Origin of the sequence: Almyronema sp., assembly GCF_052168255.1 — a bacterium.
Taxonomy (GTDB): domain Bacteria; phylum Cyanobacteriota; class Cyanobacteriia; order Phormidesmidales; family Phormidesmidaceae; genus Sphaerothrix; species Sphaerothrix epifaneia.
In genome coordinates this window covers 1-12,591 of the sequence record NZ_JBQLZL010000092.1, presented here as the reverse complement: position 1 = coordinate 12,591, position 12,591 = coordinate 1, and the positions used below count along the sequence as shown (strand labels likewise).

Annotated in this window: 13 protein-coding genes; 7 read left to right on the top strand and 6 right to left on the bottom strand. The window is 53.1% G+C overall.

Annotated features, from left to right (window positions below; all coding sequences use genetic code 11):
• The first annotated feature begins 123 nt into the window (after positions 1-123).
• The gene (locus tag ACTS3T_RS19735; RefSeq protein ID WP_462935431.1) at positions 124-666 is read left to right on the top strand and encodes a DUF421 domain-containing protein; all 543 of its coding nucleotides are present in this window, start codon (positions 124-126) and stop codon (positions 664-666) included.
• A gap of 24 nt (positions 667-690) precedes the next feature.
• Here ACTS3T_RS19735 and ACTS3T_RS19730 read toward each other — a convergent pair whose 3' ends face one another.
• A complete protein-coding gene (locus ACTS3T_RS19730; RefSeq protein WP_462935430.1) occupies positions 691-1,383 on the bottom strand; it encodes a response regulator transcription factor in 693 nt (230 codons plus the stop codon).
• Positions 1,384-1,478: 95 nt separating this feature from the next.
• Positions 1,479-3,623: a substrate-binding domain-containing protein gene (locus tag ACTS3T_RS19725; RefSeq protein WP_462935429.1), complete on the bottom strand. Its 2,145-nt coding sequence runs from the start codon at positions 3,621-3,623 to the stop codon at positions 1,479-1,481.
• A 333-nt stretch (positions 3,624-3,956) separates the two neighbouring features.
• Here ACTS3T_RS19725 and ACTS3T_RS19720 point away from each other — a divergent pair, with 333 nt between their 5' ends.
• The 5 genes from ACTS3T_RS19720 (at position 3,957) to ACTS3T_RS19700 (ending at position 9,073) form a co-directional block, all read left to right on the top strand.
• Positions 3,957-4,166, top strand: coding sequence for a Nif11-like leader peptide family natural product precursor (locus ACTS3T_RS19720; protein ID WP_462935428.1), 210 nt, complete (start codon positions 3,957-3,959; stop codon positions 4,164-4,166).
• Positions 4,167-4,303: 137 nt separating this feature from the next.
• Entirely contained in the window at positions 4,304-7,168 is a 2,865-nt protein-coding gene (locus ACTS3T_RS19715) for a CHAT domain-containing protein (protein ID WP_462935427.1), read from the top strand.
• Between the two features lie 112 nt (positions 7,169-7,280).
• Entirely contained in the window at positions 7,281-8,087 is an 807-nt protein-coding gene (locus tag ACTS3T_RS19710; RefSeq protein ID WP_462935426.1) for an SDR family NAD(P)-dependent oxidoreductase, read from the top strand.
• A 255-nt stretch (positions 8,088-8,342) separates the two neighbouring features.
• Entirely contained in the window at positions 8,343-8,582 is a 240-nt protein-coding gene (locus ACTS3T_RS19705; protein ID WP_462935425.1) for a hypothetical protein, read from the top strand.
• 149 nt (positions 8,583-8,731) lie between these two features.
• Positions 8,732-9,073 carry a hypothetical protein gene (locus tag ACTS3T_RS19700; protein ID WP_462935424.1) on the top strand — a complete coding sequence of 114 codons (342 nt, stop codon included), beginning with the start codon at positions 8,732-8,734 and terminating at the stop codon, positions 9,071-9,073.
• On the opposite strand, the gene ACTS3T_RS19695 is transcribed toward ACTS3T_RS19700, so the two are convergent.
• Together ACTS3T_RS19695 and ACTS3T_RS19690 are read right to left on the bottom strand one after the other, a co-directional pair.
• Complete coding sequence (locus tag ACTS3T_RS19695; protein WP_462935423.1) at positions 9,070-9,864, bottom strand: hypothetical protein; 795 nt, start codon at positions 9,862-9,864, stop codon at positions 9,070-9,072. The genes ACTS3T_RS19700 and ACTS3T_RS19695 overlap by 4 nt on opposite strands.
• Before the next feature lie 37 nt (positions 9,865-9,901).
• Complete coding sequence (locus ACTS3T_RS19690) at positions 9,902-10,090, bottom strand: hypothetical protein (RefSeq protein WP_462935422.1); 189 nt, start codon at positions 10,088-10,090, stop codon at positions 9,902-9,904.
• A 51-nt stretch (positions 10,091-10,141) separates the two neighbouring features.
• On the opposite strand from ACTS3T_RS19690, the gene ACTS3T_RS19685 reads away from it, so the two are divergent.
• Entirely contained in the window at positions 10,142-10,912 is a 771-nt protein-coding gene (locus ACTS3T_RS19685) for a glucose 1-dehydrogenase (RefSeq protein WP_462935421.1), read from the top strand.
• A 44-nt stretch (positions 10,913-10,956) separates the two neighbouring features.
• On the opposite strand, the gene ACTS3T_RS19680 is transcribed toward ACTS3T_RS19685, so the two are convergent.
• Together ACTS3T_RS19680 and ACTS3T_RS19675 are read right to left on the bottom strand one after the other, a co-directional pair.
• A complete protein-coding gene (locus ACTS3T_RS19680) occupies positions 10,957-11,796 on the bottom strand; it encodes a metal-dependent hydrolase (protein ID WP_462935420.1) in 840 nt (279 codons plus the stop codon).
• A gap of 37 nt (positions 11,797-11,833) precedes the next feature.
• Positions 11,834-12,591, bottom strand: a 758-nt coding sequence (locus ACTS3T_RS19675; RefSeq protein ID WP_462935419.1) for an ABC transporter permease, incomplete at its 5' end; no start/stop codon positions are given.

Here is a 12,591-nt window from a genome sequence, read left to right as displayed (position 1 = left end):
CAAGCCCATCAACAAAGCCTCTAAAGGTGTAAGTTTTGAATATTTCTATCTATAGAGGGCAATTGGGGGAACTAATCGTTTTGATAGTGACTGGAGTGCATGGGTAAACGATAGATCTGACAAATGACGTTTTTTGAAAACTGGGCTGAAATTCTGCGCATTGTGATTACCAGTGTGGCCACTTATCTAGCAGTGGTGGTGTTCATCCGCGTTTCTGGCAAACGCTCCACCTCTAAGATGAACAACTTCGACTGGGTGGTGACGGTGGCGATGGGTTCAATGGTTGGTTCTACCATTTTGCTTAAAGATGTGCCAATTCTAGAAGGGTTAGTCGGCATTGGTGCTTTGCTAGGGTTGCAGTTTGCCGCCACCAAGCTGACCGTCATCTGGCCACCCGTTTTAACGCTGTTGCGTGCCCAGCCTCGTATTGTCTTTTGGCAAGGCGAGTTTTTGCCGCAGAATATGCGCCAAGAGCGAGTGAACCATCACGAAATTCTCTCAGCAGTTCGAGAGTCGGGCTACCGCAGCTTGCAAGAAGTTGCTGTTGTTATTTTGGAGTCAAACGGCGAACTCAGCGTTTTAGGGCAAAGTCAGTCGGGCGCTGACAGTATTGCCACGCTTAAAGACGTCATAAGCGAACCAGATGTTACCCAACCGATTAGCTAATTTAGCGATCGCGTTGGTAGTTCGCTACTGTAGCCAGTTAAACTGCTTCAGCAGCTTTAGGTTTTCTGGGGCAATCAGCGATTGCAGGTTAGCGACCTCTTTGAGCAGATTCATCTCGCGGGCATACTCCTGCTTTAAAACCCGCATATAGCGATCGCGCTCGTCATCACAGCTTGCCTGACTGAGCATGTAAAGTGCCAGATTAACGTTGGTCAAAGACTCACGCAGGTCTTCGGAAATCTTTTCAAGCAGGCCACTCTTCATCCGCACAATAGTTTGGGTATCTTGAGCTTGCTTTTGATAGGCTGTGGCTTGCTGTTGTGCCTTTTGATAGGCTAGCTGAAAAGCTGCATGCCGCTCTAAGCGAGAGCGAATGGCGCTGAGAACCTCACGCGGCACAAACGGCTTGGTCAAATAATCGTCTGCGCCTAGATCCATACCTATTCGCTGATCCTGGCGATCGACCTTAGCGGTTAAAAAAATGAAGGGAACACGCTCAGTTTTAGAATTTTGCCGCAGGTTTTTGACCACTTCATAGCCATCAGCCCCCGGCATCATAATGTCGCAAATGATCAGGTCAAAGCTAGAAGCGGTGGCGGCTTCGATGCCTAACTGCCCGTTATCAGCAAGCTGTACCTCAAAGCACTCTAGCTCCAAAATGTCTTTGAGGTTGTCACGAACAATAGGATCATCCTCAATTACCAATATCTTAGTCATCTGGTTGAGTCTCGCTAAGGCTATCTAGCAGCCAAGCTGGGATAAGTCTGTGTTGACTAAGGGTACCCGCCCACAGTCAGCAAATTTGAACCGAGCTATTGCAATAGCTCAGTTGGCTCAACCAACGGCACTAGCCCCGCTTCCGCCAAAAAGCGCTGACCTTCTTCGGTTTTGAGCATCTCGGCAAATTTCTCGCCAATCGGCGGTACGCTGTTGTCTTGCAAATACACCACGGCTACCGGATACGCCAGCGGATATTCGCCACTGCGGAAAGCGTCTAAGTCGGGATAGTAGTTACCTTTGCGATCGCAGAGATCAGTCCGGGGTGTAACGGTTTGACCATTGCGCAGCACTAACGGCTGTACAGCAGCCTGTCCGTCTGCTTGCAGCGCCAGCGGATAGACAGAACACTGACCAAAAACTTGACTCAGCGGACTAAAGCCAACGCTGCCCACCGAGCCACCTTCAAAATCTCGAATAATGGTTCTGAGCATTTCCAGCGTGGGCAATTGGGTAATTTTGTCGCGAGGGGCGTTCATCCAGCTCAGTTTTAAGACACGCTTGGCAAAGAGGTCTAACGCCTCTGGGTTTTGCGGCACGTAGAGGCGTACAGGCAGATTAGCCCCACCAATTTCTTGCCAGCTATAAAACTGTCCCAGGTAGAGCTGCCGGACTTGCTCTAAAGTTAAATCTCCGGCTAAGGTACGGGGTAAACTCTGGTTGCGTTCGGCGTAGGAAAAGGCGACAAAAACGGCAAGGCCATCGTAGGCAATTTTTTGCGCCCCTAACCCTAGGGGTAAATCTTGCACCAGCGGCACAATGGCAAAGCTAACTTGACGGGTTTCAACCGCAGCGATCGCGGCTTCAATTGAATCTGCCGGACGATAGATCAGTTGCAGATTGGGATAGGCCGCTGCCATTTGCAGGTTCAGGGTCGGCTGTCGCGGCTGAGCCTGCTGATTTTGGCGGACAATGCCGCTCCAGGTGCCATCTTGAACAGCGGTGTAGGCAAAAATGCCTTCTGGAACCGCGCTGACTTCGTTAAGGCAGCAAAGGCTGGGATCTTCTTCATCGCTTAGAACTGGCGATCGCGGCCAGAATACCCAGGCGATCGCGCCTAGCGCTGCGATCGCCGATAACCCAATTAACCACAGCCACCAGCGCGAACGTTTGCGTTTTTCGGCTTCCAGTTCAGCTTCAGCCGACTTTGCCAGCGGCGGCGGCAAATTAGGCCGAGGCAGCAACAGCAACTCTTGCCGCGCCAGTTCAGCGGTTTCAAACGGCGGTGCCAGAGCCAACAAACGGCGCAAAAAATCTTCTAACAAAACATCGTCACCCGGCCAGGTTTCCGCCACTTGAGGATCGAGGGTATGAACAGACCCTGTGAGCAGTTGCAAACCCACCAGCCCCACTGCGGCTAGATCTTGCGCCACTGTTTTGGGCTGAGCTTCTATCATGGGCGGATCAAACAGCCGCTCCCACAAAGCCAAATCGCAGAGGTACAAAAAAGGCTGAGCGTTGTGTTTTACCCACAGCAGCGTATCCAGGCTGAGATTGCCGTGAACCAGCCCGGTTTGAATGCGGCCTGACGGTAAGATAAACTTCTGCTGATGCAAAAACTCTAAACTCTGCAAAATTTGGTTGAGCAAAATTCGCACCTGCTCAGGCGGAATAGCTCCACTTTCGGCCAAAAACTGACGCATTGTAGGGCTGCGATCGCGCTCATGCGTCACCAAATAGCAGCGGTTAACACTTTGTTCATCGGCGATCGCTTCAATCGGCGCAATCAAACGAAAATCTTGATCTCGGCCATCGGCTAGATCAAGTCCAGCCAGGTTGACAAATGCCTTTTGCCGCTGCTGTGCTTCTTCATCGTTAAACAAACGCGCAGGCAGCAGATACTCTTTAACAATGACGGCTTCTTTAGAGCTAAGCTGGGTTGCTGCAAACAGATGCCCCATACCCCGTTGCCCCAACCACTGCTTGACGTGATAGGTGCCTTTGCGCCCCCGCACTGATTCGTCTAGCAGTTGCAAAATCTCGTCGCTAGGGGCTTCAACTTCGGCAACTATGTCTTCGGCAACTTCTGGCTTTTTGGGCGGAAACAGTTCGGGACGGAGTTCCTCCAGTAAGCTTTGCAGCCACGCAAAACGGTATAAAAAGTTGAACTGCGTCAGCCGCAGGCGATTGGGATTGCGCCTCAAATAGAAGCCAACCAAAATCTTGGGAATGTTTTTCATAAGCTTACGAAATTGAGCTTCCCGATGCTGTTGTTATAGCGGCGTCTGTGACGCTGAGGCATTAGCCGCCAGTCTAGTATCGCGCTTGCTCGTTCAATTTGGCAGACATCTGTAGTTTCGTTGCAGAAACCCGCGAGTCTCTGACTAACTCGATATCTTAGCCAAAGGACAAGTGGCAACTAGCCCTTAACTAAAGCAGGTAGCAGCATTCGTCATTGATGGCAAATGCCCCCTCTAAAACCCATACGGCAGACACCGTCAACAGCGATCGCAGCGAGTTAAGTCAGCGTTGATCGAGCACGAAGCAAACGTTTAACTAAGGAGTTTGAGTCAATGGCGAAAGAAGCGGTGGCCCGTTTGTTTAGAGCAGCTCAGAGCGACCCGGCGCTGCGTCAAGAGTTGAGCACTGCGCCCAACCCAGAAGCCTTTGTCGCCAAAGCCAGCACGCTGGGTTACGAATTTACGGTTGAAGAATGGCGCGAAATGACGCGCTTTTCAGTGGAAGAGTTGCAGGGTGAGTTATCAGAAATTCCAGGGCTTTAGCGGCGGCGGCTCGGCAGTAAGCGCAAACTGGCGATCGCCCTGTTTTTGCAAATAATTTTGAACTGACGCGGAAATCGGTCAACGGCGTTGGAATCAGAAGCATAGGCATCAGCTTTAGATGGCTGTGGGGGTAGCTCATGCCACAACCCGACCGTAACTTTCGCGTTTGCTATCGATTGGCTTTGTCTCTGCTCAGTGGCATGGCGGGGGTGGCGGCTTGGCTGAGCCAGCCAGCCGCGATCGCCGTACCGCTGCTGGCACAAACAATCGGCCCTCCACCGTCGCCAAACCAGAGCCAAACCCCACCGACCGCCAACCCTTCAGGTGGCCGCCAGCCAGAGCGCTTTGATCTCGACCCGGCTGTGCCGCTGCCTGACATTAACCCAGCAGCTAACTTGACGACTCCGTGGCTTTTGGCCGATGGGCAACCTGTTTTGGTAGGAGAGCCGTTGAGCTTAGCGCCTGCCATTGAGCCTGTGGCCGTCATTCGTGGCATTTTGCCAGAAGTTCCCTTACTGCGGCTGGCACCAACTGACCCTGCTGAGCTAGCCCCCGCCCATTTACCCACCGGGCTGCAACTGGGGCACAGGCTTTTAGAACTCGACGCCAGCTTGTTTGCCCCTTTTGACAGTGCCTTCGCCGATCTAGGGCCGTTAACGCCAACGCTTTTAATCTTGCCAGGGGAAGCGGGTAGCAGCACCCCTCAGTATCAGATTATTGCTCCGTCTAATCTTCCCAACCCGCTTCCGGTGGGGCAAACAGGCTCTTGGCAAACGCTGGCGCTATCGCCGCAGATGCAAGCTTGCCCCACGCTGCTGGCTACTTTAAGAGAAACCGTACAGGTGCAGTCACCTAGCCTGTATGCGCCGCTGATAGCCTGCTACCAGCAAAATCTGGCCGTTGCTCGCCACTATCAAAACCTGGCTTGGCAAACCTACGCCCTCAACAATTTAGCGGCTGTCTATTTTGTTTTGGCAGACTATGCCCAGGCTTTGAGCCATTACCAGACCCTTTTGGCCTTGGCCGAAGCTCAACCAAATTCGTTAGAAGTGGGCATGGCTCAGGCGGGAATTGGCGCAACTTACGCGGCTCTGGGCGAATATACAACGGCGATCGCCCACTATCAAAGCGCTTTGGCTCAGTTGACTGAAGCCGCTGCCCCCCAATGGCGATCGCTAACCCTGCGCAATCTTGGCAGTGCCTATCTAGCGCAAAATCAGCCCCAGCTTGCCCTACAGCAACAGCAGCAAGCTTTAGCCCTGGCTCAATCGATTCAAGATCGCTACGGCGAAGCTCAAGCGCTGGGTAACTTAGGCCATACCTACAGCCGTCTGGAACGCTACACGCAAGCTGAAGCGGTTTATCAGCAAAGCTTAGCGCTGGCGCAAGCGATCGCCGACCCGTTGCAAAGCGTGCAAGCTTTTTTGGGGTTGGGCACTGTTTATAGCTATCAGCAGCGGTTTGCCCAGGCCGAAGTGCCCTACCGCGACGCCCTAGCGCTGGCTCAAAGTTTGGGCGCTAAATTAGGCGAGGGCATTGCTCTAAACAACCTGGGGGATGTGCTGTCTCAGCTCCAGCGTCTTGACGAGGCAGAGCGTTTGCTTTACCAAGGCATCGCCGTTTGGGAGTCGTTGCGAACCGGGTTGGGTAATAACGATACCTTCAAGGTGTCTATTTTTGAAACCCAGGCCGATACCTACCGCAATTTGCAAAAGGTGCTGGTTGAGCAAAACAAAGCCCTGCCAGCGCTAGAAGTGGCTGAGCGCGGTCGGGCACGCGCCTTTGCCGAGCTAATGGCTCGACGGCTCAATCGCCCAGACAGCCGTTTAGCGGCTCCTGATATTCGTCAGATTCAGCAAATTGCAGCCGCTCAACAGGCCACCCTCGTCACCTATAGCATTCTGCGGGAACAGTTTGTGCAAACTCCCCACAGCGCCGCTGTGCAGTTTACCCATGATGCCCCGGAAACCACGCTGCTAATTTGGGTGGTGCAACCCAACGGCGCGATCGCTTTGCGCCAGGTAGATTTGCAGGCAGGCCCTTCTCTGAGTCAGCAGGTTGAGGCTGTGCGGATGGCGCTGGGGGTAGGCGGCGATCGCAGTATTGGCGTTGTAGCGACTGCGACGCTAGCCACTGACCCAGCTGACCCGCTCCGACGGCTGCAACAGCGCTTGATTGCCCCCATTGCTGACTTGCTACCTCGCGATCCGACGGCAACAGTCGTGCTGATTCCGCAAGAAACGTTGTTTTTAGTCCCCTTCGCCGCTTTGCCAGACAGCACTGGGCAATACCTGGTGCAGCAACACACGTTGGTAACAGCGCCTTCTATTCAAACATTGGCTTTGACGCAGCAGCTCGATCATCAACGCTTTTCAACTGCAGCTACCCCTGAGACGGCTTTGATTATTGGCAACCCCACCATGCCGACCATTCCTAATCCGACGCGATCGCCTTTAGCGGCCTTGCCCGGAGCCGCCACCGAAGCCAATGCCATTGCTCGTTTGCTCAATACGCAAGCTTTGGTGGGGGCAGCCGCCAGTGAAGAGGCCGTCGTGCAACAACTTGCTCAGGCGGGGCTGGTTCACCTAGCTACCCACGGTTTGCTAGAAGATATTCCTGATTTGGGGGTACCTGGTGCGTTGGCGCTAGCCCCTAGCGATCGCGCTGACGGTTGGCTGACCGCAGGCGAAATTTTTGACCTAAAGCTACAGGCTGACTTGGTTGTACTCAGTGCTTGTGATACAGGTCGGGGCACCATTACAGGCGATGGCGTGATTGGGCTGTCGCGATCGCTGATGGCGGCTGGGGTACCTAGTGTTGTCGTGTCGCTCTGGGCCATTTCTGATGTCTCTACCGTTGACCTCATGGTCGCTTTTTATCAAGAGTTGCAACAGACGCCTAGTTATGCGCAAGCACTGAGACAAGCAATGTTATTAACAATGCAGCGGTATCCTCATCCGCGCGACTGGGCCGCGTTTACCTTACTGGGACAAGCCCAGTAAATATGCGGATTATCCAGTTTTTTACTTTTGCCTTTTATGGTTTAGGTCAAGGTGGTCAAACCAATACTGAAGCTTTTGACTACCGACATTTGCACTGAAGGAGAATTCAGAAATGTCTCAGGATCTAAGCTGTCAGGTTGTAGTGCCCCCAACGGCTACTGACCCGGCCTTTGAAAATACGCTGCCTTTGCTCACAGGTCGGCTATCTGGCAAAGTCGCGATCGTGACCTGCGTTGATACACCATTTCGCGCCGGAATTGCCCAGCGCTTTGGCCTTGAAGGCGCTCATGTCGTCGTCAGCGGCGAAAACGAAGAATCTTTGCATCGGGTGGTGCATTATTTGCAGCGTAAGGGCTGCTCGGCCAGTCTCTATTCGGGCAACCTGTCCCAACCCGAACATGCTTTGCACTGCGTTCAAACGGCCATTCGTAAATACGGCCAGATCGATAGCCTAGTTTGTGGTGCAGAACCTCCCGCTTGGGCAGCTTTAGATAGCTATTTGATCAGCGAATTTGATCAGGTGCTAGACATTTTGCGAGCTACCTTTTTAATGATCAAATACTCGCTGCCCTATCTCAAGCAAACTCACGGCAGCATTATTGCGATCGCCTCTGAAACCAGCCTAGAGCACCCCGAAGCAGCCCCTTATGGCCGAGCAATGCAAGCCTGGATTACGGCCTTTGTTGCCCGCCTAAATCAGCTCCAAACCCAGAACAACATTCGGGCGCACTGTCTTTGCTCACAACTTAAGCACTGGGATGCCGATTTAATCCCAGAGGACGATCTCAGCGCCGAGTTTGTCTTGCCACCGGAAGAGGTTTCGCGCATGTGCGTTTATTTAGCATCAGAGCAAGGACGCTGTGTTAAAGGCGCTCGCTACCACTTTCAATCTCAAATGTTTTCTGGCTTTAGAGCTTAACCTTGCCGACTCGGCCTCAAGCCGCGCAGCAATTTTGAGCCACTAAAGCACTCAAAAAACCTGTGCGCCCGACTTGGCTCATTATCCCTAGCAAATATCCAAAGAGCGATGCCATTAGGCTGGCTCAAACAGCTATAGCTAAGGGCAGCGGGCAGAAGCAAAACTTTTCTGTCAGTGGCTTTCAGCCCTGGAAGTGTCTCAACGCTTGTGGCTATAGCGATAAACCCTAGATGTCAAACCCATTGGAGACGAATCATGTTACTCAAAAAAACCGCTATTCCTTTAATGTTTTTAGTCGGCTTGGTTAGCCTAACCACCGCCTGTCAAGCACCCGGCAGTGACGACGCCGTAGACCCCATGACCGAAGAAGCTCCCACTGAACAACCCTCAAACATTCCGGCTGACGACCCCGTTGATGACCCAGCCACTGACCCAGCTACCCCCGCCCCAGAAGGGACAACCGCGCCCGAAGCGCCACCCGCAACCACTCCTTAAGGCGTGTCGGGCGTCTTTAGGGAACTTTGCCCACTCTCTGTTACTGCGCAGTGACGCTGGCCTCGTAGATAGCCCTGTCACCCCTGGTTTAGTTAGCCCGATCGGTCGATCGGGCACACTGCGGGGGAAATGCTACCCATCCCCCTACCATGTATCCCCAAGGCTCTAGAGGCAAACTTCGCACTAAAATCAGTACGATGCCGCGCCAGCGCTCAGAGGCGTCTAATTATCTCAGCCTTTACAAGCTGACGGTGGAAAAAAAGCGCCTACAGCGTGAGCGGGTTCTGCTAGATCAACGCTGTCAGCAAATCGACACCCGCTTGAGCGAACTGAATGCTCAAATTCAGCAGCTAGAGCGTAGCACCCAGCAGCTACGGCAGCCTCAGACCCAGTCTCCCTGGCCGACTAGCAACGTTTACTCACCCGGCGACCAGACGCCGCTAGCCAATGACTTAGACACTCCTCCTGACACGATGCTGCTAGAGTATTAAGCCGTTTTGAAAAACTGAATAATTTCGCGGACATGCTCTAAGAACTGGCTATCGCTGCTGAGCTGAGCGATCGCATTACGCGCTTCTCGACGAAGGCGTTCGTGTTCAGACTGGTTTGTGGCGGTAAGGGTTTCGTGGTTGGCGCTGAGCTGGGTGAGTTCTTGGCGCAAAGCTGCGATCGCCCGTTGCTGAGCCGTTGCCCAACTGTCGAGATTTTCTGCCGATTCATCGAGGTTGAGTTCGTAGCGAATTTTTTCTACCAGGTTTTCTAGGTTAAAGACCCGTTGTTCTAGACTCAGCACATCTTCACGGGGATACTTGAGGCCGTGGCGAATAACGCCCAAGCGCATAGCCAAATATTGATATAGCGCGATCGCAGGTCTGAGTACCGTTAGCAGTAAAGCAGCGGCTGAGCTAATGTAGCCAATTGAGCTAATACCTGAGGCGGCTAGTAAATACAGCCCCAAGGCTGATAAGCCATGCAAGGCAATAGCCGCCCACAGCGATCGCCGCGATAGCGTTCTTACATAGCTCATTTGCTGTTCGTCTACAACTAGCTCTTGTTGGCGAGAAATGTCGGCATCGGCCAAAACTGCTTTGGCTTCAAAGTGGATGTTCCAAGGGACGGTGACAATGACCACCAGCCACCAAAAGCTAGCCGCCCCAATCAGCCAGTCTAGAAAGTTGCCAGAAGGCACGCCCAACCACTGCAACACGCCAAACACCAATAGCAAAATTAGCGCCAATGCCGACGCTAAAAACAAAAAGCCACCCATTTCTCTCGTATTCATCAGCTTCCTCCGGGTTGGTTTTGCGCTTCCATCATGGCTAGCGAGCCAAAACATTGGCGCTGGCGCTGTGCCAGTTGCTGAGATGCCTCAGGGCGACAGGGCTAAAGGCAGAAAGATAGGGCAGTGGGGCAGCAGCAAAGCTTTTCTGGCAGTGGCCTTTCAGCGGTTTGAGCGGCTTAAGCTGAGTGGCTATAGCAGCAATCTCTAGCGCCAGCAAGATTTGCAAATCGGGTTGACGTTAGACAATCTGAGGCAGGCAACTGACAGGATAAACACGATGACAGCAGCTTCTAAAACCGCAATCATCACAGGCGGGGCACAGGGAATTGGCAAGGGGATTGCGCTGCATTTACTGACGGAGGGCTGGAATGTGGCGATCGCTGATGTAGACGCCGAAGCAGGGGCAGATTGCCTGAAGGAATTTGAGCTTTTTGCTGAAGCTTTGATTTTTTGCCAAACCAACGTGACAGAAGAAGCTGCCGTAGCCCAGTGTGTTGCTGATACGCTCGATCGCTTTCAGTCGGTTCATGCCCTGATCAACAATGCGGGGATTGCGTCTCCTTATAATGATCCGATTGAAAAACTGACTTTAGAAGATTGGAATCACAAACTGGCTACCAACCTCACTGGCTATTTTCTGGCGACTAAACACACCGTCTCTCACTTACGCAAAACTCGAGGAGCCATCATCAACATTGCGTCAACTCGGGCTACTCAGTCGGAACCGCACACCGAAGCCTATGTCGCTTCTAAAGGCGGCATTGTGGCTTTCACCCATGCTTTAGCTATCAGCTTGGGGCCTTACGTTCGGGTAAACTGCATTAGCCCTGGCTGGATTGCCGTCAGCGATTGGCAAAAATCCAGCCAGCGCCAGACGCCTCATCTCAGCGATCGCGACCACGACCAGCACCCCGCCGGACGCGTCGGCACGCCTAATGACATTGCTGGCCTTGCGGCCTATTTGTTGTCAGAAGGGGCTGGATTTGTCACCGGGCAGAACTTTATAGTTGATGGCGGCATGACCCGCAAAATGATCTACGCCGAGTAGGGGCTTAGCGGCTTTACCGGGCTGCTAAGCCCAATGCAAAGACCTTACAAAGCCAGGGGTTCGCCGACGGTCATGGGTGTGTATTCGGCCTCAACCGCTAGCGCCTCTAGCGCCGCTGCAAACTCAGCGGGGGTACCTGTGAGGGTAAATACGCCATAGTGCATCGGCACCGCTTTTTTCGGATTCACCCGTTTGACGGCTTCGGCGGCTCGCGCTGGCCCCATTGTAAACTGGTCGCCAATGCAAGTTAGCATCACATCGACGGGGCGAAACTGCGAAACCAGCGCTATATCGCTAAACAAGTCGGTGTCGCCCGTGTGGTAAATGACTGGCCCGTTGGCAATGGTGATTAAAAAACCGCCGGGGTTGCCTGCGTAAGCGGCCGGGTTGCCGTCTGTGCCGATGGCAGAGCTATGTACTGCCGGAATAAAGGCGACTTTGACTTCGCCGTCTAGCAGCGTTAACTCGCCGCCGAAGTTGCCCTGGGTTTCGCGACCGACTAAGTCAGCAGGATAGCCTGCTTGAACGAGGGCTTTGCCCAAATCAGCGGTGCTGACCAGTCGAGCCTGGGTTTTTTCGGCAATTTCAAAAGCATTGCCGACATGGTCGCCATGACCGTGGGTAATTAGCAACAGGTCAACTTGGTTGAGATTAGCCAGGTCAGCTTCGCCATTAGGGTTGAGCGGATTTTGTAGCCACGGATCGATCAGTAGCACTTTGCCCGTGGGGGTGGTGAGCTTAAAGGCAGACTGCCCGTACCAAATGAGTTCGGTGCCTGATGACATTTGGGCAGGGCTACTGCCGGGTAAAGCCAAGATTAAAATCGTACAAATTGCGATCGCGATCGCTCCTAACCATCCGGCTCGCGAGAAATACCGACGCATACACTTTTCCCTAGAACAAAAGACAGCGCTTATTTTTTTACAATCTGCGCTCAGTTTGCATCATGCGCTGGTAGGAAAGCCAGCCCAAAATCACCATTACCCCAGCAAAAATAATTAAGAAGCTGATATGAGGGGCGATCGCTTCTAAACCTTCCCCGGCAGCGGCAACCCCTAGCAGCGCTTCGTTCATGTGATAAACCGGATTGAACTGGGCGATATCGAGCAGCACTTCTGGAAACAAAGAAGCGGGTAAAAATGTGCCGCCTAAAATCAGCAAAGGCACCCCAAAGGCGGCTACCAGGGCGTTGACGTCTTCGGTGCGGCGGGCAAATTGCGTCCCTAAAATGAAGCCAACGCCAACGTAGGCGACAATGCTTAGCAGAATAATTGCTAAACCCAGCAGTAGCGAACCGTTAAACTGGGCACCCAGGGCAAAGGCGATCGCATACACCAACCCTGTCTGCCCTAGACCAATGGCGCTGTGGGCGACAAAGATGCCCAAAAAGTAAGAAAGGCCGCTCAAGGGCGAAAGAAATAAGCGTTTAAGGGTGCGATGCTCTCGCTCGGCTACGACGGTGGCGACGCTGCCGCCTAAACAGCTAAAAAACAAGGCTGCGCCGACTAAGCTGGGGGGGGCGGCATTTTCAAAAGCGGCGGCGGTTGAAAGCTGGGCGCGTTCAGCCAAGATTAAACCGTTGAGAACTAAAATCAGTACCGGGAAAATTGCCCAAAAAATGAGGCTACGTCGCCGTCGTCCCAGTTCGGTAAGAATTCGCTGGGCGATCGCTAGGGTTT